Consider the following 409-nt stretch of genomic DNA (forward strand, 5'->3'; position numbering starts at 1 on the left):
GATCATTGATCGTCACCGGGGTGTCACTCAAAGCAACCAATGAGAAACACATCGCCATGCGGTGATCATCGTAAGAATCAATCGCCGCGTGCGTCAGTTCAGCCACAGGGTTAACAATGATGTAGTCTTCACCCTCTTCCACCTCAGCGCCTACTTTACGTAGTTCTGTTGCCATTGCCGCTAAGCGATCCGTCTCTTTCACACGCCAGTTGTAAACATTGCGGATTGCGGTTGTTCCTTTAGCAAACAGAGCCGTTGTCGCAATTGTCATCGCCGCATCTGGAATATGGTTATAGTCCATATCAATGCCTTTTAGCTCACCACAACGAGAGATAACGTAGTCATCACCCCACTCGATTTCAGCACCCATTTTCTCAAGTGCATCAGCGAATTGGATATCACCTTGGAT

1 pseudogene is annotated in these 409 nt (G+C 47.9%); it reads right to left on the reverse strand.

From position 1 onward, the window contains the following. A pseudogene (locus tag AB4653_RS27540) lies at positions 1-409 on the reverse strand (3-phosphoshikimate 1-carboxyvinyltransferase); the annotation flags it as partial.

The sequence above is a fragment of the Vibrio sp. 10N.222.48.A3 genome (genome assembly GCF_041475345.1).
Taxonomy (GTDB): Bacteria; Pseudomonadota; Gammaproteobacteria; order Enterobacterales; family Vibrionaceae; genus Vibrio; species Vibrio tasmaniensis_A.